Below are 16859 nucleotides of genomic sequence, written 5' to 3' on the forward strand. Positions count from 1 at the left end.
CATTTATTAGAAATATTTTCTAAGGTATTCTTAAGAAGATGGGAATAGAAAGAATATCTTCGAGAGGAAAGGGATTAATTTATGTTAGGAAATTGGTTGGGTAAATTAAAAGAACCTAAATGTATACATAGATATAAACTTATTAATAGTCATGACAATGAAGATTTTAAAACTGGTAAGATGGGGATAGTTAGTTATTTCAAATGTGAAAAGTGTGGGAAAGAGAAGGAAATCAGCAAATATACTAATGATGTTAATAGTGACTATTGGGATATTTAAAACAACATTCGAATATCGTCCAGCTAGAAAACTAGAGGACACCAATTCATTAAAGCAGCAATTAAGGCTGTTTTACGAATGGGTGTCCTTTTTATTTTGAAAAGGGAGATGGGGTAATGGAGGGGTTAAAAAATCAGTTACATGAATGGAAAAAGAAATCCAAGCAAGAAAAGAAGAAAAAACCAAAAGAGAAATTAAGTACTCGTGAAATTGAGGATTTAATGGGGATGCATAGACCTTGTTATGAACGAAGACGTGGAGCAATAAGACAAAAATAATCTAAAAATAAAAAGGAGCGGTCTTATATGACTAAACAATTATCTTTCTTACCAAAAATTGATAGAACAGCGAAACAAGAGGAATTAGAAGGCGTGTTGGAAAGTGTACGTATACATAGGAAATGTGAAAATTAGAAACAGATTCTTTCTTCTAGTAGAAATTGAAGTGGAAGTTGGAAATGTAGCCATAGAGGAATTTGTTTTTATTCGAATATCTGAGCAAGAAGCTAGAACATTGTTAGTAGGGGGTATTCAACGTTGTACTATTTCTAATTGTATTCCTAGGTCTCATGATGATTTAGAAGTAGAATTCATTTGTGTTTTAATCGTGGGTGGGGAAGCATTTGCGGTTTTTGATGTAGAAGACGATGTTGATGAAGCTGTACTTGTTCCAATTTCATTAAGAGAAGCCGAGCGTTTAATCTGTAGAGGAGCAAGACGATGTACAGTTATTAATAGATAAGAGTAAGCCTTTTTATGTTGTATATGTTGAAGATCTTTTAAATGAAAACACCCTAAATCACGGATACATAAATCATTTGGTGCTACAGTTGGAATACACAGAGAACCATAGGTTCGATTATGTTGTTTCCCTGGACCTGTATGGATATATAGGAATTGTCCGCTTAATAGGTCATATTCAAGTTGAATTTTCATCCCAGCAGTATGGCTACATCCTCCAGCCCAGGATAAATGGTTGAAAATATATCTGGAAGCTGAAATGCAGTGGAATCTAAAATGCGAATACGCTTGAAAACAGAGGTGTATGGAGAAGAAAGTGGTATAGATGAAGTTAATTTGTTATTTAGAAGGTTAGTCAATATATGTTGCAAAAACTGAACGGCTGATTTATTAAACCTTTGATTCAGTCCTTCCTGACTGATGAGTACTTCTGTGGATGATTCTAAACAGCTAGATAACTGAGCTAAAGAGGTTGTAGCGATATTTTGACTCATCCATATACATAAAGCGACTAAATCTTACTGGTTCGTTGCACGAAACCAACATCTCTAGCAAGATCCCGTAAGGTATTTGGAGATAAAAAACTTTGAATCTCTTGAGCAAATAGTTGTAATTCATCAGATACAGAAATAGACATACAAAAACGCCATCCTTTCCTATGATTCTACAAAAAGAATAGCGTATTTTTTCATTTTAGGGGAGATTTTGTTGAATTAGCTTGATAGCGATTAGTGGTACCCCTTATAGGATAATAGAAGTTTTGCATTTTCAATTTTTTTACACTCTATTAACAAGGCAGTTATAGCATCCTGGTTTAGCGTTAAGAATATGAATATATTCTACTTCTTTATTATCAAAAATTTCATCTATATTTTCTCTTAAATTTACACCTTCTGTAACCCTTGCTTCTACAATCATTGAGTCAGCATTGTAGCCGTGTACAGATAGATACCTATGATGTAACATATGCGGAATTTCATTTACATCTAGCTTAGCAGTAGTTGCTCCCTTTCGTATAAATATAGGACCACTTGCTTTATAAGGCGAATTAACACTATGATATTGGTAATTCAGTAAAATTACCTCTTCTCCTACCTCTGCATCCTTCAAACTTACCCTGCAAGGATATCCAGGATTTTTATTTGCTATTATTTTGACTGCCCCGATATTTTTTAATACTTCTTCATTCATTAGAAATAGGTTATTAAACTCCTTCTCTTGTAACGCAACGATTTGAAAGTTATTTCTCATATTCTATCCCTCCTTAATTAGTTGTTATAAAGCAATTCACTAATGATGCTACCACTAAAGTTCATAAAACTTGTTCAATAATGCTGCCCGTTTGTTGAGGATTGAATTAAAAAGCCTACAATTCTATAACAGAGAAAAAATTGCTTATTATTGTTCAATACAAAGTTGTTTACTTTTAATCAATCAGTAATGATTTATCGAAAAATACGATGAGTACAAAGCACTCTTGTTAATTCATGCTATCTTTTGTTAAAGAACGTGAATTCAGTCAAGTTCTTGGTTTACGGTATTTCCACTATGGAAAGCCCGGAATTGACTCGGTGAAAATCCTGTATTTCTTTTAAATGCATTATAAAAGCTAGATACACTTTGATAGCCTGTTTGATAACCAATCTCTGTACTATTAAAGACCGTTGTCAAGAGCAGTTCCTTTGCTTTCTTAACTCTGATCCTTTCTAGATATATTCGAGGAGTATACCCTGTTCTTTCTTTGAAACTCCGATTTAAATGAAAACGACTAACTCCTACCCTTGATGCAATTTCATTTAAAGACATGTTTTGAACATAATTATTTTTTATCAATCGCATAGTATCTTCTAAAACGCATTCGAACGGGTCGTATATTTTTATATTTAGATCTGATCGGCATCTTTTGCATGGGCGATAGCCTGCCCTTTGAGCTTCTTGCGCATTTAAAAAAAAGGATACATTTTCATAATTAGGAACCTTAGACTTGCAAGAAGGCCGGCAGAAAATTCCAGTTGTCTTGACTGCGTAAAAGAATATCCCGTCATACGCTGAATCACATGATACTGTTGCTTTCCACATGGTATCTCTAGAAAGGTTATTTTGAGCTTTCATTAGATTTTAATCCTCCCTTGTAGGCGAAAATCTTATTACTTAAAATCATATAAATCACATATATAGCCACGACAATTAACGGAACAAATATATACAATTGAAAAAATGGAATCACCAGCAAACATAAAATGAAAGAGATTAACGATGCCCACCATGCCAGTGTGTTCTTCCTAAATAATTTAACGCCTGCCGCCATTGAAAGAACATAAACTAGAATCCCAAGAGAAGTCGGTATAAACAAAATATCATCAAACGTTAGTGACAAAGCTTTTGTCACTAACACACCTGCTACCGAAAAACAGATAACAAACAATACCATCTGTCTTGGAATTTGAGTAGTTGCATGCAGCCTTGAGAAAAATTTTGGGAAAGCACCATCTCTGCTTAATGAATATCCTAATTGCGTTAGGCTGGCTACAAAAGCATTCGCTGTCCCTGTACAAATAATTAAAGCTAAAACAGCTGTAACGACTTTGGCACCTCCGCCTACTGTACCTCCCATTATAACACCGATAGGAGACAGGTTGCTTTCTTGACTGCCATACGTGGCCGTTCCAATAGTGACAAGACTTAGCGCTAAAAATAATAATCCAATGACAACTGCACTAATAACTGCTCCTTTGACAATATCTTTTTCTGGCCTTTTAAAGTGCTCAGCCAGATTACAAATCGCCTCCCAACCGAAAAATGCCCAAAAGATAACCGTTATAGCGTTCCCGACAGAAAACCATCCATTTGGAACAAAGGGAGTAAAATTCCCCCATTGTATTCTTGGAAATGCCACAAATACAGCTGACGCTAAAAGAATCAGTAATAAGGAACTTAAAATCACTGCAACTTTACCACTAACATTTACGCCGTAATAATTGGAAACACCTGCAATTACCAAAATAAAGACGGCAATTATAATTGTTTCAAAATGCGAAAATCCAAATGCCTGACTGACGTAAAAAGCACCAGTTAAAGATACAATCGTTTGACCAACTGCTGCTGTTACAAAGTAAAACCACCCAACGATATTGCCAAGATGATATCCAAAAGAATTTCTAACAAAGGTTGCTGCTCCACCGGAATCAGGATATATCCGTGCCAAACTAGCAAAGGAATAAGCAAGCGGAAAACTAATTATAATAACGATAAACCAGGATACAATAGATGCAGGGCCCGCTATTGAGGCCGTTACCCCCGATAAAAAAAGGACACCTGATCCTAGAATAGCTGAAATGTATAACGCAATTCCTTGAAATAATCCAATGGCTTTATTGTTCATAATCTCCCCCCTTTTATAGCATTTAGTGTACTAGTAAAAAGGGGGGGAATTCTTCTTGTTTTTTGCGGTTTAATTCGTTTAATAAAACAATCAAAAGCATTTTTATTATATTTCTTCTTCAACAATCTGGCCCGATTGTTGAAGAAAGTAGCCTGTTCCAATAAAGAACTTTATTATTCAGTAAACAACTTGTCATGAAACCATAAAACGAACCGAAATTTTTCTTAAGAGTAGAAAATTCGGCTCGCTTTATGTTGGAATTTGCTTAGCGTATATTTTCGTTAAAATGTGGCCGGGATCCCATGCCTATCAAGCTAACATTTTGAGACATCTCCATTACGAGAAATCTTCAAGAAAACAGACTTTGAAGTAAGGATACTATATACACGTATAGTACTCGCTATCATTGGTGCTTTGGCTTTATGGATGCTTATAGTAATCTATATAAAATAATCTTTTTTTATAAATAAAAGGGCCTGATGTGAGAGAAAAGGCCTTTTCAAAAATTGCATATGAGGAAAATCAATGTCAATAGTTTAATACCAATAAATAAGAATTAATTCCAGGTATTAAGTATTGAGAAATAAAAAATATTTAACGCAACAAATTGGTTAACTTTATGAGCTAACCAATTGTTACACAAAAGAAAATTAGGCCCTCTAAGTAATAGATGTGTAACTTAAAGTTACAGTTGTAGTGTAAGCGAGATTGAAAATGTTATACGAAAGTAATTCTGTTAAAAAGTTTCATTTTGTCATAAATAAAAGAGCAGTTAGCCCAGCCTAACTGCTCGATACAGAGGTAATAATCTAGCTACATAGATATTATATGCTGAGTTATTGATTTTATTTGTGTAAAAAACAAAAGAGCAGCTAACAAAACCTAGCCGCTCTAAACAGTGATGTGTCTCTAGATGTAGTTGTAGTATAAACAGAATGCTGAGTTTTATTCATGGGGAGATAGAAATGAGCTTGAAAATAGAATATAGTCCGGCTAGAAAACTAGAGGACACCAATTTTTAGAGCCGCGATAAAATTGTTTTAAGAAAGGGTGTTCTCTTTATTTTGAAAGGGGGTTCGGGAAATGAAGGTATTAGAATAGAAATGTTTAAAAAACGCATAGATTGATAAAAAGTAAAGGGCGAATTCCTTATGAGAATAAGGAATATTATCATTTTTGTTACCATTTTCTTCTATCCTTATATATAATTGATTTGTATTTTATATATAAATTAGGAGGGAATTTATGACTACAAATAAGGACTACATTCGTTATATCCGGGGAAAAGTAGGGCATGATTTAATATTTCTTAATTTTGCTGGAGGTATTGTTTATAACGAACGAAATGAAATTCTTTTACAAAAACGTGGAGATAGAAATGAGTGGGGTCTACCAGGTGGTGCTATGGAACTTGGAGAATCTCTTGAAGAAACCGCTAAACGAGAAATATTTGAGGAGACAGGATTAAATGTTGAGGTTGAACATCTTATAGGTGTCTACTCTAAATATTCTGGTGAGTTTCCGAACGGAGATAAAGCTCAGACTATCACTCATTGTTTTCAATGTAAGCCAATTGGCGGAGAACTTACTGTAGATGGTATTGAGACTTTGGATTTAAAATACTTCCCAATAGACCAAATACCAAAATTATTCACAAAACTACACGAAGATGCCTTAGAAGATTGGCTTTCCAAAAGAAAAGGTGTATTTAGATAAAACACTTTCAAATTAATTATCCATAATCTTTAACTAACGGGCGCTTTAATTGAGTAAGAAAATAAAAACTTTTAACTTCCGCTAAAGATAATTATGTTAATGATTTAGTGATGGCAGTCCTGTTAAGGACAAGAAGAGAAACGTATAAAAATAGAGTTGTAGAAATAGAAAGAGTGGATTCCATGTGAGAGAATAGGGATCCACTTTTTTTCTTGCAACTGATAAAGAGACACTATATCTGACTTACATAAATATCCTAGTTGTTCAAATTTGTCCTTGCTAATGGTACCATTAGAGTCATGGAGGGATATTATGTTTACTTTTAGATAATGCTTTAAGTTAAGTCTTTACAATTAAGCCCATTAAACGAAAGCCTTTAAATATAGAGCGTACAACTTTCATGAAGATGCGCCCTAAAAGAAATATTAAGTATGTATTATTTCTTTTCTTTAACTTCGTATTTAGCTTCAATAAAATTTAATAATTTACCTTTTTGATCATCATTTTCTTATATTTCCTTATCGTGTTGTATAATTGATTACGAGTTACTCTTTCTATTTTGATGTTCCTCTACTTTCTTATCATATACCTTAGAGAAATCATCCTTGTTTTCTTTAGCTAATTGGTAAACTGCTTCTTTCCACTGTTCTCTATCCATGCCTAACAGGTGGGGAGAACTATTCGCAATAACTACACTAACTTCTTTTACATCTTTACCTTTAGCTTCTAATATTGGTTTTGTACCTTTTCTTGCATCCTCTACCCCTTCTAAGATGAGTTTATGCGTGTCTTTATACTTATCAGGTACTTTTACGTTCTCCATTCGATCTAAAGCTTCATCCAAAATACTTGCCGTTTTGAATACCTCTTTATACTTTTCATCACCTTTTAGTGCATAACCTAAACCTATTATTATGTCATCCTTATTAAAGTTAAAATCTAGTAATTGTTCATACATGTAACTTGGATACTGTTCCTCAGATATTGTAGTTTTCAACATTGCTTTACTAGTTTCTTCAGTCTTAGGAGTAGAATCTTTATCTCCTAGCCCACAACCGAACAATAATAGAACTGGCAATGTCAACGCTATGAGTTTCGTTGCTTTCATTATGTATTCCCCTTTTAGAAAGTATTGTAATTAATTAACATATTGTACCATAACATAAATTATGAATATTAGATATACAAATTCCCTATCTTTACCGTGAAATGCATTTATTGTAATAATGAAGAATATGATACACATGCTTGGAATTGAAAAAATTTATAGCTCGTGAAATAAACATATACAAAGAAAAAGACATATTTATATTGTCCTCACCCTTACCGTCCATTTTGTCTAAAATATGGGTAGTCAAACCCACACATTAGTACACAATTGGAAACATAATCAGTATATTAAGAAAAAATGTGTGAATTATTTAAACAAAAAAGTGTTAGCAAGTTTGCAAACGAACTTGCTAACACTTATACAGAATAGACATAACTTATTGCCGATATGTCGCCTTTGAAAATAGCTTTAATCAGTTACATCACACTTTATACGAAATCCTCATAAAAACAGTCTTAATATACATGATAACAGTATAAACTCTATATTTCTTTTAATAATTTAAGGTTATATCCTTTCTGCATTCGCCGCGTTTAACCACGAATCATAGAATTCTGTAACTGATGCATACCGTTCTGCCCGATTTTCATTTACAGCACGATACGCTACCTCATATAATTCCTTACTTGCTTCCCATTTTATAAAGGAACGATCTTTTTCACCGCCTAGAAGTGAGAAAGCCATTGCTCCCATATTAAATACATTTGTTCTTTCATCAATTATAGCGTTTAGTTCAAATTCCTCTGGTGACATAAAACGGGAGGAACCCCATAGCCGGCCCATTTTATTTATGTAAGGTTTCTTACTGTATAAATCTATATCACAAATTTTTGTTTCGTTTGTATTAAAATTATATAAAATACTACCGTCATAAAAATCTATCGCTACATAGTTTTTCTTTTCTACATAAGTATGGAAAGAAAAAATGGAATGTAAGGAATGAATTCGTTTTATAGCAGACAAATGTCTAAATTTATAAAATGGAGAGTTTGGATTTTTATATTTCTCAGGAGGTGGGAAACGCCAATGCGAATGAAGACATTCACCATCAAACCAATCGAAAATTAATACATATCCAGATTGAACTGGAAAATGATCGATTAATCTTATAAGCGAGTCATGCTTTAAATCTTCATAGATAGTAACTGAATTTTTTAGCCTTTCAATAGCATCCCTTGTTGTTCCTTCATATGCAATTGTTTGTGCTCCTGCGTATTTAATAAATTTCTTATGACCATCTTTTTCTATACCAAAACTTATATTACCTGAATCTTGCTGGTCAAAAACTGCAAATACGGTCCCTAATTTAATAAGCCAATCAAAATTATGATATTCTTTCAATTGGAATGTTACGTTATTTAACTGAATTTCCACGGAATTATCTTTCATAGATTACCTCACATTTAATATAATTAAGTTGTACATTCCACTATTTCGACATATTTTATGGAAATCCTATGCTAATAATATAAAATTTTATAAATATAATGATAAACACTTATAAAGAGGTGAATATAATGGACCAACAAATTGTTATTAAAGCATATCAAAAAGACTGGGTTGAAGAGTATATAAAAGAAAAAGAGAAATTCTGTTCCTTGTTAGGACAAGAAATAATTGCTGTTGAACATATAGGAAGCACTGCAGTAAAAGGATTAGGAGCTAAACCTCTTATTGATATGATGATTGGCGTAACGGACTTGCAAATTACTGAAAACTGGATAGAAATTCTATCTGAAATTGGATATGAGTTTGTTCCAAAAGAAGCTACGAATTGGCGCTTTTTTAGAAAGGGAAAATGGAGAGCAGGTACTCATCATTTGCATGTTTATATTTATAATAGCGAAGAATGGAGAAACAATATTTTATTTCGGGACTTTCTAATAAGCCATGAATGGGCACGTGAAGAATATAGAGAATTAAAAGAGATGCTTGCTATTACATATACTTTTGATCGTGTGTCGTATACAAAGGCAAAAGCGCCGTTTATTCGAAAAATATTAGAATTAGCTAGAACTTAATAAATTTATAGATTCTTATCTAACTAGTTTTGAAACCTCTTCCTATACTTTTTATAGGGAGGGGATTTTTTGTTTTTTTCATGACAAAATATATAAGTTCTAATTATTGGAGGCAAACTATTTTATTTATTTTGATATTTCGAGTACATTGGAAATATTAAGGGGGAATTAAGCAATGAAAGCTATTGTACATCAATATAAAAAAGGATTAGAGGGATTAGAATATAAATTTTCACCTGAGATAAGTCCTAATGCAGGTGAAGTAAAAGTAAAGTTAAAAGCTGCAGGATTAAATCATAGGGATTTATTTATTATAAATAATAGAAAAGAAATGGATCTATCATTAGTAATAGGGTCAGATGGATCAGGAGTTGTTACAGAAATAGGAGAAGGAGTTTCAAATATTAAACTACATACAGAAGTTATTATTAATCCTAGTATTGGATGGGAACATGCTACTGAAGTACCGGAGTTACCGGAAGTGCTAGGTGGACCGAAAGATGGAACGTTTGCTGAATATGTAATTGTACCAGCTGAAAATGTAGTAGAAAAGCCTTCATATCTTACTTGGGAAGAATCAGGTGTTTTATCTTTATCCGCACTAACTGCATATAGAGCGCTTTTTACAAAAGGTAGACTGAAGTGCGGCGAACACGTTTTAATTCCGGGAATAGGCGGTGGTGTTGCTACATTTGCCATGTTATTCGCGAAAGCAATTGGCGCAAAAGTGAGTGTTACTTCTAGGGTAGAGAATAAAAGGGAACTTGCTGAGAAATATGGTGCAGATATTTCTTTTCATAGTGCTGGAAATTGGGAAGAGAGCTTACAAGGTGAAAAAGTAGATTTAATAATAGATAGTATAGGTCCGGCAACTTTTTTGAAATATTTTGATGTATTAAAACCAAATGGAAGAATCGTGAATTTTGGTGCAAGCTCAGGAGATAAAATTGAATTACCATTACGCGCGCTATTTTACAATCAAATTGATATTATGGGAACATCCATGGGTAGCGGTGAGGAATTTAATGAGATGATAAAGTTTATAGAAAAACATCAAATTAAACCAATTATTGATAAAGTTTACTCGTTAGAAGAAGCAATTCGAGCACTAAGCCGTATGGAACATGGAGAACAATTCGGAAATATTGTACTTCAAATGAATTAAAAAATATGATTTTGCAATTAGTATATTTAAATGAATATGTTATGTATCCCAAACATGAAAAAATACGAACCGCCTTATTATAAAGGCTTACCAGCTTTATACATAAATAGCGTATAAAATTTGTTTTATAATTGTCATATGAATAATAGTAAAATGAGAATTAGATGAAAAAAGTTTAAGCCTATTTTCATAATGGTATTGTATACTGTGTAAATCAAGAACACTTGTATGTAAGGAGAGAGTTTAATGAATTACACAGTATTTCAGTGGTTTAATAATTTTGCTGATTCATCCAAACTATTAGATACGTTAATGGTTGCTATTACAAATAGCGCTGCATACGTAGCCATTTTATTTATGCTTATCTTATGGTTTAATAATGGAAAGAAAGATAAGGCAATTAGAAAACAATATACAGTTTTATATACGACGCTTTCGGTTATTTTTGCATTATTAGTAAATGTTCTTATACACGCAGTATATTACCATCCGCGTCCGTTCGTATCACATGATGTACATCAATTAGTACCACATGCAGCAGATTCATCATTCGTTAGCGATCATTCTGTACTTGTATTTTCAATCGTCTTCGTATTTATTCTTAGAGGAGAAAAACTGAAATATATCGCGCTATTATGGGCAGTATTAGTCGGTATATCACGTATGTACGTAGGTGTTCATTATCCTTTAGATATACTTGGTGCAGCATTCTTAACACTTATTATGAGCGCATTAGTAATGCAAAGTGCACGTATGTTTGAACCAATAGCGAAACTTGTATTCAAAATGTATGCATTAGTAGCGAGACGAATTCCTTTCTTAGCGAAATATAACCATATCGCATAATTGTATTATAAAAAATTCCCCTTTGGACATCCAGAGGGGAACTTTTTTATAGGAAATACGAAAAGAGTTTAGAGTGCTCTGTAATCAAGTTGTACTAATTAATATTTTGAAATTTCACGCACCGAATTTAAATTATATAAAATAATGACACAAAATAACAACAGTTAGTTTTGCATTGTTTTAAAGGAATTAAAAAGAAAACTTCGAAACATATAGTATCGCAAACAAAAATTACAAATTTAAAAACGTATCTTCGTACGAATCCATTCCAAAAGAGAGGAGATAAGTATGCAAAAACTCCAAACGAATAAAGGCGCTCGATATATGATGATTGCTTTTATTGTTTTGTTTCTTATTATGATTTTGCGTATATTCTATATTCAGGCAGTAGGAGTCGTGCATAATGTGAATGTAAAGGATCTAGCGAATGAACAACATAATAAAAAAGGTGTTTTAGAAGCGAATCGTGGCACTATCTATGACCAAACCGGGAAGGTGTTAGTACAAGATTCTACAACGTATCGAGTTGTTGTGAATTTAAAAGGAAAAGATAAAGTGAAAAATAAAGATGAAACCGCACAACAATTAGCCGATGCGCTTGAAATTGATAAAGAAGAAGTATTGAAAAACTTGCATGAAGGGCGTACACAAGTTGAAATTGGAAAAATTGGTCGGAACTTATCTAGGGAAACGAAGGAAAAAATTAATGATTTAAAAATACCAGGTGTATCTTTTATGACGGAAAAAGCAAGAGTGTATCCGAATGAAGACTTTGCATCCTATATACTTGGTTTTGCTAGACCAGATGATAAAGGGAATACAGAAGGAAAGTTTGGGCTTGAAAAGAGTTTGGATAAATATTTGCGCTCTACAAACGGGAATATAGAATATGTGGGTACACGAAGGGGGATTCCGCTTACGAATGATATAGGTAAAGTAGAACCTGCTAAAAATGGGAATAACGTATATTTAACCCTTGATAAACAAATTAATAGCTTTTTAGAAGAAGCGATGAACAAAGCACAAGAGCATTATGAACCTTCTATGTTAATTGGAATTATTGCTGATCCAAAAACAGGAAAGGTTTTAGCAATGTCTAGTAAACCTAGTTACAATCCTAATGTAGGTGATATCGAATACTTTTTAAATGATCCGATTGCAAATGCATATGAACCAGGTTCAACAATGAAAGTTTTTACGTTAGCAGCTGCCATTAATGAAGGTGTATATAACGGAAAAGAATATTTTCAATCTGGAAAATATTCCGTGGGTTCATCTGATATAAAAGATCATAATGGTGGATTTGGATGGGGATCAATTACGTTTGATGAAGGTTTTGAAAGGTCATCAAACATAGCTTTCTCTATTTTAGAAGATCAGTTACTGAAACCAAATAAATTTAAGCAATATATGAATAAATTTGGATTCAATCAAAAAACAGGAATAGATTTACCTGGTGAAAGTAAAAATACTTTATTATTAAATACGCAAATTCAACAAGTTACAACTTCTTTCGGCCAAGGTTCTACAGTAACTCCTATTCAATTAATCCAAGCGGCTACTGCAATAGCAAATGACGGGAAAATGATGCAACCATATATCGTTGATAAAATTGTAAATCCAACAAACAAAGAAGTTATTATGGAAAATCAACCGAAAGAAATTGGGAATCCGATAAAAAAAGAAACAGCGGACAAGGTTAGAAGCTTAATGGAGCGTGTTATAACATCTTCAAAAGGAACTGGTACAATGTATAAAGTGGATGGTTATCCAATTGGAGGTAAGACAGGAACAGCACAAATCCCGAATCCTGAAAACGGCCGATATATGGAAGGGAAAGAGAATTACATTTTCTCCTTTTTAGGAATGGCTCCAATTGATGATCCGGAGTTAATCGTATACTTAGCTATTAAGCAGCCAAAGTTAAAAGGAGATGAGTATGGAGCTCAGCCTCTTGCTGAAATATTTAAACCTGTTATAAAAAACAGCCTTGAATATTTAAAAGTGAAACCGTATACAGAAAAACAAATAGCTGATGCAGCGAAACAATCTCAATTAAAAGTGCAAAATTATGTAAATAAATCGATGGATACAATAGAGAAAAGTGTAGAAAAAGAGAAGCTACAGCCGGTAATTTTAGGAGAAGGAAAAATAATAAAACAATACCCACAGTCTGGCGAGGTAATAAGTGAAGGAGATCGTATATTTTTATTAGGAAATAACGCACATATGCCAAATGTAAAAGGTTGGTCCATGCGTGATGTTATGTATTTCTCTAAGCTTTTGAAATTAGATTTGAAAACTTCTGGTACGGGTTATGTAACGAGCCAAAGTATTGAAAAAGGACAAGGTTTACAAGAAGGAGATACACTAGAAATAGAATTAGAACCGCCGTTACAACCGTTAACAGAGGCGAATACGAATTAATTCAGGTATTTGGAAGGAGCTATATGAAAATGGCTCTTTCTTTAGAGTTATAAGTAATTTCACGCACCGTAATTTTTAGAAAAAATAATAAATAAGTGAATTAATAATAATACGTTATTAAATATCTGATTATTTTTTATTTACAGTTAAAATCATTTGTGATAATATGGAAAAAATCAAATGCAGTGAAGAGAATAGTAAATAAAATGAATTTTTCACAGAGAGCTCCATTTAGCTGAAAAGGAGTAAAAATTCTTTATTGAATCAAGCCTCTGAGCAGTACACCGGAACCTGTTATGAAGGGGGTGGTGTGACGGGAGCTCCCGTTATAGAGCTATGGTATAAGCATGAATGAGAATGCAGTACCTGATAAGGTTAGTATGGTGACATATTAACAAACTAGGGTGGCACCGCGATGATAATCTCGTCCCTAAGATTAAAAGTCTTGGGGGTGGGATTTTTTTATTGTTGTAAAACAATTTGGAAAGCGGGGGCCAAAAATGAAAAACTTACTTAAAGATTGGAAATATCCTTTATTACTATTGTCCGGAGTTGGTATTGCGAATTTAGGGGCATGGATTTACTTAATAGCACTGAATGTACTTGTCTATAATATGGGTGGCTCAGCCTTAGCTGTTGCTACTCTATATGTAATAAAACCATTAGCCACTTTATTTACAAACGCTTGGTCTGGGAGTATGATTGATCGTTTAAATAAACGGAAGTTAATGATTCACCTCGATATATATCGTGCGTTATTTATCGCTATTTTACCTTTACTTCCGTCACTTTGGATTGTTTATGTATTCGTATTCTTTATAAGTATGGCCAGTGCAATTTATGAGTCAACTGCTATGACGTATATGACGAAATTAATTCCAGTAGAGCGAAGACAACGTTTCAACTCACTACGTAGTTTAATAGGATCTGGTGCATCACTAATTGGACCAGCAGTAGCGGGGGGATTATTAATTGCGGGTACACCAGAATTCGCTATATATATGAATGCTATAGCATTTCTCTTATCAGGATTAATTACATTACTTTTACCCAACCTTGATAAGAAAAAAGATTCGGATACAACTAGTAATACATTATCCCTTACAGTATTAAAAAAAGATTGGAGCACTGTTATAAATTTTAGTAGAAAACATGTGTATGTCGTATATGTGTATTTCTTATTTCAAAGTATGTTCGTATTAGCAACTGCTACTGATTCACTTGAACTATCGTTTGCGAAAGAGGTATTACTACTAACAGATAGTGAATACGGTTTTCTAGTTAGTATAGCTGGTGCAGGCTATATATTAGGTGCCATAACAAATACAATTTTGTCAAAGAAATTAGCACCTTCATTTCTAATTGGAATAGGATCATTATTCATCGCAATTGGTTATTTAATTTATGCCTTTTCAAATGTATTTTTAATAGCTGCTATTGGATTCTTTATTTTATCTTTTTCGATGGCATATGCAAATACAGGATTTTATACATTTTACCAAAATAACATCCCTGTTCATATGATGGGACGGATCGGGAGTATATATGGGCTTATTATTGCGTTAGTAACAATTTTTATTACAATATTATCTGGTGTTGCGACTCAGTTCATTTCTATACAACTTGTAGTTATTGTAGGGTCATTAATAATGTTATTTATCACTATCGTATTGTGTGTGTTTACTTTATTCCCATTGCAATCTAAGTTGTATTCTACTGAATCAATAAAGTGAAACTTTAATCAGTGGGGGTTTTGTTCATCCCCCGCTTAACTTCCACTGAATTTTGAGGTGGGGGTCTTACTGTCCGTTAATGCGGGATAAATTCGAAATAAACTTTGTGTTCTCATTAACAATTTATCGTATTCAATAAGAGGGTTCTTTCCCCTTTATATGGAAAAATTAATAAGGGGAAAGAATAATTTGGAAAGATAAGGGTGGTTGTCGTGATAAAAACAAAAGATGAGATTAATAAAATTGTAAAAGAAATACAAAAGGAAATAGATTTCTCTGGAGTAGTTTTAGTAAAAAAAGAAAAAAACCTAGTCTATGAAAAAGCATTGGGTTACGCAAACCAAAGTGAATGTATAAGCAATACGATACAAACAAGATTCGGCATTGCCTCAGGATGTAAAATTTTCACTGCAATTGGCATCTGTCAACTTGTTGAAAAAGGTGTTATTTCTTTTCATACAAAATTAAAAGATTGTCTAGAGATAAAATTTCCAAACTTTGATGAAGATATTACAATACATCAACTACTAACGCATAGCGCTGGTATACCAGATTATTTTGATGAAAGTATTATGGATAACTTCGAAGATCTTTGGAAACAAACACCTATGTATCTATTAAAGAGCTTAAAAGATTTTTTACCATTATTCCAAAACAGTAATATGATGTTTACACCTGGAAGTAAGTTTCACTACAACAATGCAGGTTTTATCATACTCGGATTAATAATAGAAGAACAGACGGGATTTAAATTTACGGAGTATATAGAAAAGAACATATTTAATCCAATTGGTATGAATGATTCTGGCTATTTTTCTTTAGATAGATTACCAAGACATACAGCACTAGGATATATAAAGGATGAAACTAACCAAAATTGGAGAACAAACGCCTACTCTATACCAATAAAAGGAGGAGCTGATGGAGGTGCATATGTTACTGCACCAGACATGCTGAAATTTTGGGCGGCACTATTTAATAATGAAATTTTAGGAAAGGAATATACAAAGTTACTTTTAACTCCCCACATTCAAGTAAATGATAAACAGTCTTACGGCTATGGAATATGGATTGAAACACGAGAAAACAAGGTATTCAAATATCATATAATGGGATATGATCCAGGCGTCAGTTTTCGCTCGTCTATATATCCAGAATTAGGAATCACTTTAGTTATTCCATCGAATAAAGGGGCAGGACCCGAAAAATTAATGACAGAAATAGAAAGAGCTTTTTAATTATATGGATATTAAAGAAGAGATACAAAAATAATTTAAACGGGTTCATGATAGTTTCTATTTTGAAAAATATTTTAGTTAACGAGAAACCCTTTATTTAGTAAATAAAGGGTTTTATAATTTCATAAAAATATATACAATTATATAGATTTTGGAATTCGAAAACATTACTATATAGTTGTAAATTTTAATTATTCATTC

Annotated in this window: 15 protein-coding genes, 1 pseudogene and 1 other annotated feature; of the genes and pseudogenes, 10 read left to right on the forward strand and 6 right to left on the reverse strand. The window is 32.9% G+C overall.

Annotation, left to right across the window (positions count from 1 at the left end; genetic code table 11):
* Window positions 1-81: 81 nt before the first annotated feature.
* The 3 genes from MR167_RS00165 (at window position 82) to MR167_RS00175 (ending at window position 1020) form a co-directional block, all read left to right on the forward strand.
* Window positions 82-279, forward strand: coding sequence for a hypothetical protein (locus MR167_RS00165; protein WP_000901426.1), 198 nt, complete (start codon window positions 82-84; stop codon window positions 277-279).
* A gap of 116 nt (window positions 280-395) precedes the next feature.
* Complete coding sequence (locus MR167_RS00170; RefSeq protein ID WP_002082702.1) at window positions 396-557, forward strand: hypothetical protein; 162 nt, start codon at window positions 396-398, stop codon at window positions 555-557.
* Between the two features lie 103 nt (window positions 558-660).
* A complete protein-coding gene (locus tag MR167_RS00175) occupies window positions 661-1020 on the forward strand; it encodes a hypothetical protein (RefSeq protein ID WP_098437260.1) in 360 nt (119 codons plus the stop codon).
* A 2-nt stretch (window positions 1021-1022) separates the two neighbouring features.
* On the opposite strand, the pseudogene MR167_RS00180 reads toward MR167_RS00175, so the two are convergent.
* The 4 genes and pseudogenes from MR167_RS00180 to MR167_RS00195 all read right to left on the reverse strand — a co-directional run.
* Window positions 1023-1656, reverse strand: a pseudogene (locus MR167_RS00180) (IS4 family transposase); the annotation flags it as partial.
* 140 nt (window positions 1657-1796) lie between these two features.
* Window positions 1797-2270: a DUF1203 domain-containing protein gene (locus MR167_RS00185; RefSeq protein ID WP_001245407.1), complete on the reverse strand. Its 474-nt coding sequence runs from the start codon at window positions 2268-2270 to the stop codon at window positions 1797-1799.
* A 264-nt stretch (window positions 2271-2534) separates the two neighbouring features.
* Window positions 2535-3131 carry a bifunctional transcriptional activator/DNA repair enzyme AdaA gene (locus MR167_RS00190; RefSeq protein WP_242313649.1) on the reverse strand — a complete coding sequence of 199 codons (597 nt, stop codon included), beginning with the start codon at window positions 3129-3131 and terminating at the stop codon, window positions 2535-2537.
* Window positions 3115-4401: an APC family permease gene (locus MR167_RS00195; protein ID WP_242313651.1), complete on the reverse strand. Its 1287-nt coding sequence runs from the start codon at window positions 4399-4401 to the stop codon at window positions 3115-3117. Before MR167_RS00195 ends, MR167_RS00190 begins: the two co-directional genes overlap by 17 nt.
* Before the next feature lie 1245 nt (window positions 4402-5646).
* Here MR167_RS00195 and MR167_RS00200 point away from each other — a divergent pair.
* Window positions 5647-6117, forward strand: coding sequence for an NUDIX hydrolase (locus MR167_RS00200; RefSeq protein ID WP_000210489.1), 471 nt, complete (start codon window positions 5647-5649; stop codon window positions 6115-6117).
* A gap of 538 nt (window positions 6118-6655) precedes the next feature.
* Here MR167_RS00200 and MR167_RS00205 read toward each other — a convergent pair.
* The gene (locus MR167_RS00205) at window positions 6656-7225 is read right to left on the reverse strand and encodes a hypothetical protein (RefSeq protein ID WP_242313653.1); all 570 of its coding nucleotides are present in this window, start codon (window positions 7223-7225) and stop codon (window positions 6656-6658) included.
* 510 nt (window positions 7226-7735) lie between these two features.
* Window positions 7736-8617, reverse strand: a complete 882-nt coding sequence (locus MR167_RS00210; RefSeq protein ID WP_000654529.1) for a protein kinase domain-containing protein — start codon at window positions 8615-8617, stop codon at window positions 7736-7738.
* Between the two features lie 128 nt (window positions 8618-8745).
* Between MR167_RS00210 and MR167_RS00215 the strand changes: the two genes are divergently transcribed.
* The 6 genes from MR167_RS00215 to MR167_RS00240 all read left to right on the forward strand — a co-directional run bounded on the left by MR167_RS00215 (window position 8746) and on the right by MR167_RS00240 (window position 16658).
* A complete protein-coding gene (locus MR167_RS00215) occupies window positions 8746-9249 on the forward strand; it encodes a GrpB family protein (protein ID WP_000372681.1) in 504 nt (167 codons plus the stop codon).
* Between the two features lie 175 nt (window positions 9250-9424).
* Complete coding sequence (locus MR167_RS00220; protein WP_000644526.1) at window positions 9425-10414, forward strand: zinc-binding dehydrogenase; 990 nt, start codon at window positions 9425-9427, stop codon at window positions 10412-10414.
* Between the two features lie 246 nt (window positions 10415-10660).
* The gene (locus tag MR167_RS00225) at window positions 10661-11260 is read left to right on the forward strand and encodes an undecaprenyl-diphosphatase (protein ID WP_001110130.1); all 600 of its coding nucleotides are present in this window, start codon (window positions 10661-10663) and stop codon (window positions 11258-11260) included.
* Between the two features lie 288 nt (window positions 11261-11548).
* The gene (locus MR167_RS00230; protein ID WP_242313655.1) at window positions 11549-13687 is read left to right on the forward strand and encodes a penicillin-binding protein; all 2139 of its coding nucleotides are present in this window, start codon (window positions 11549-11551) and stop codon (window positions 13685-13687) included.
* 176 nt (window positions 13688-13863) lie between these two features.
* Window positions 13864-14122 (forward strand) — a binding site (T-box leader).
* 65 nt (window positions 14123-14187) lie between these two features.
* On the forward strand, window positions 14188-15420 hold the full coding sequence (locus MR167_RS00235; RefSeq protein ID WP_000793350.1) for an MFS transporter: 1233 nt from the start codon (window positions 14188-14190) through the stop codon (window positions 15418-15420).
* Between the two features lie 212 nt (window positions 15421-15632).
* Entirely contained in the window at window positions 15633-16658 is a 1026-nt protein-coding gene (locus MR167_RS00240) for a serine hydrolase domain-containing protein (protein ID WP_000598055.1), read from the forward strand.
* The last annotated feature ends 201 nt before the right edge of the window (window positions 16659-16859 follow it).

It is taken from the genome of Bacillus cereus group sp. BfR-BA-01355, assembly GCF_022663675.1.
Lineage (GTDB): Bacteria > Bacillota > Bacilli > Bacillales > Bacillaceae_G > Bacillus_A > Bacillus_A thuringiensis_S.

Coding starts and splice junctions, on each gene's coding strand:
- MR167_RS00210 (WP_000654529.1), bottom strand. CDS start 8,617: ATGAAAGATAATTCCGTGGAAATTCAGTTAAATAACGTAACATTCCAA.
- MR167_RS00190 (WP_242313649.1), bottom strand. CDS start 3,131: ATGAAAGCTCAAAATAACCTTTCTAGAGATACCATGTGGAAAGCAACA.
- MR167_RS00170 (WP_002082702.1), top strand. CDS start 396: ATGGAGGGGTTAAAAAATCAGTTACATGAATGGAAAAAGAAATCCAAG.
- MR167_RS00230 (WP_242313655.1), top strand. CDS start 11,549: ATGCAAAAACTCCAAACGAATAAAGGCGCTCGATATATGATGATTGCT.
- MR167_RS00205 (WP_242313653.1), bottom strand. CDS start 7,225: ATGAAAGCAACGAAACTCATAGCGTTGACATTGCCAGTTCTATTATTG.
- MR167_RS00195 (WP_242313651.1), bottom strand. CDS start 4,401: ATGAACAATAAAGCCATTGGATTATTTCAAGGAATTGCGTTATACATT.
- MR167_RS00165 (WP_000901426.1), top strand. CDS start 82: ATGTTAGGAAATTGGTTGGGTAAATTAAAAGAACCTAAATGTATACAT.
- MR167_RS00200 (WP_000210489.1), top strand. CDS start 5,647: ATGACTACAAATAAGGACTACATTCGTTATATCCGGGGAAAAGTAGGG.
- MR167_RS00185 (WP_001245407.1), bottom strand. CDS start 2,270: ATGAGAAATAACTTTCAAATCGTTGCGTTACAAGAGAAGGAGTTTAAT.
- MR167_RS00225 (WP_001110130.1), top strand. CDS start 10,661: ATGAATTACACAGTATTTCAGTGGTTTAATAATTTTGCTGATTCATCC.
- MR167_RS00220 (WP_000644526.1), top strand. CDS start 9,425: ATGAAAGCTATTGTACATCAATATAAAAAAGGATTAGAGGGATTAGAA.
- MR167_RS00215 (WP_000372681.1), top strand. CDS start 8,746: ATGGACCAACAAATTGTTATTAAAGCATATCAAAAAGACTGGGTTGAA.
- MR167_RS00235 (WP_000793350.1), top strand. CDS start 14,188: ATGAAAAACTTACTTAAAGATTGGAAATATCCTTTATTACTATTGTCC.